Here is a 1,867-nt window from a genome sequence, read left to right as displayed (position 1 = left end):
CCTCGACCGCGGACAGCGAGGGCAGTTGCACGCAGGCCGAGAGCACCACCGCGTCCGCCTCGGCGTGGGCGAGACCGCGGGCGATGGCGGTCAGCGGGGCCAACCTGGCGATCGTCCTCGGTGCGCTGTTGGGCGCGCCCGGGCAGGCCGGCACCCCGGAACGGCACGGGCTGGCCGCGCTGCTGGGGCTGTCACTGCGCACCGGTGCGCTGCTCGGCACCGCGCTGACCCTGGCCTTCGTCACCGTCTGCCGGCCCGAGCCCAGCGTGCTGCGGGCCGCCGGGACGGGGCTGATCGGCATGCTGGCCCTGGCCGCCGGCCGTCCCCGCAAGGCGGTGCCCGCGCTCGCCGGAGCGGTCCTGGTGCTGGTCCTGCTGGACCCGTTCCTGGCCCGCTCGTTCGGCTTCCTGCTGTCGGTGCTCGCCACCGCCGGGCTGCTCGTCCTCGGACCGCACTGGGCCGAGGCCCTGCGGGCCCGCCGCTGGCCGTACCACCTGGCAGGCGCGCTCGCGGCCACGGCGGCCGCCCAGGCCCTGTGCGCGCCGGTGACGGTGGTGCTGTCCGGGCACATCAGCCTGGTCGGCATCCCCTGCAACCTGCTGGCCGAGCCGGCGGTGGCCCCGGCGACGCTGCTCGGCTTCGGGGTGCTCGCCCTGCAGCCGCTCCTTCCGGACCTGGCCCGTCTGCTCGCGGAACCGGCCGGAGTGCCGGCCGGCTGGCTCTCCCTCGTGGCACGCCGTGGTGCCGGGATTCCGGGCGGCCAACTGGACTGGCCGGGAGGGTGGTTCGGGACGGCGACGGTCGCGATGGCCGTCCTGGCCGGCTGCTGGGCGGCGCCGCTCCTGCTGCCCCGACGGGCGCAGCCCGGCAGCCCGCCGCCGGCGTTCGGGCGGCGGCGCTGGGCGCGGGCCCTGGTGACGGGGGCGCTGACGGCGGTCCTGCTGGCCGTGCTGCTGCGCCCGCCGCAGCTCACCCGGATCGCCACCGGCTGGCCGCCACCGGGGTGGCGATTGGTGATGTGCGACGTCGGACAGGGAGACATGCTGGCCCTGGCGGCGGGGGCGCCGGACAGCGCGGTGGTGATCGACGCCGGGCCGGATCCGAACGCCGCGGACAGATGCCTGCGCGACCTCGGCATCACGACGGTTCCCTTACTGCTGCTGACGCACTTCCACGCCGACCACGTCGAGGGCGTGCCGGGGGTGCTGCGGGGCCGCAGGGTCGGCGCGGTCGAGGGCACCACCTTGGACGATCCACCGGGCGAGGCCGCCCGGGTGGCGGGCTGGGCGGCAGGCGCGGGCCTCCCGCTGCTGAGAGCCGGTCGAGGTGAACGGCGGTCGGCCGGCGCCGGGTTGGCCTGGGACGTGGTGTGGCCCGTCCCCGGCTCGGCGGTCGAGGCGCCGGGCCCGAACAACGCAAGCGTCGCCTTGATGGTGGCACTGACAGGAGGACTACGGATGGCACTGCTCGGCGATCTCGAACCGCAGGCCCAGTCGGCACTGCTGGGCCGGATGGGGAAGGCCGATGTCGTGAAGGTGGCGCATCACGGATCGGCCCACCAGGACTGGGACTTGGCGGGTGCCCTGCGGCCCCGGCTGGCCCTCATCTCCTGCGGCGAGGGCAACCCGTACGGTCACCCGTCCCCGAGGACGGTCGACCACCTGCGCGCACTCGGCGCCACCGTGCTGCGCACCGACCGGGAGGGGGACATCGCGGTGACGGGCGACTCCCCGGCCACCCTCGGCGTCGCCGTCCGTCCCCGGCCCGCCCACGCGGCCCGCCGTCCCGGCGCCCACGCCGGGCCCGGTGGCGCTGACGGGCACGGCCCCGCACCCCACGCCCACCCCGCGCAGACCCCCGGCACCCC

The 1,867-nt window shown here is 76.9% G+C and carries 1 protein-coding gene; it reads left to right on the top strand.

The window, feature by feature from the left end; all coding sequences use genetic code 11:
- Positions 1–83 precede the first annotated feature (83 nt).
- Positions 84–1,867, top strand: a 1,784-nt coding sequence (locus ACIQOV_RS39700) for a ComEC/Rec2 family competence protein (RefSeq protein WP_401055787.1), incomplete at its 3' end; no start/stop codon positions are given.

Source organism: Kitasatospora sp. NPDC091257 (assembly GCF_044757675.1).
GTDB classification, from domain to species: domain Bacteria; phylum Actinomycetota; class Actinomycetes; order Streptomycetales; family Streptomycetaceae; genus Kitasatospora; species Kitasatospora lactacystinica.
This window is presented reverse-complemented; position numbering and strand designations above follow the sequence as displayed.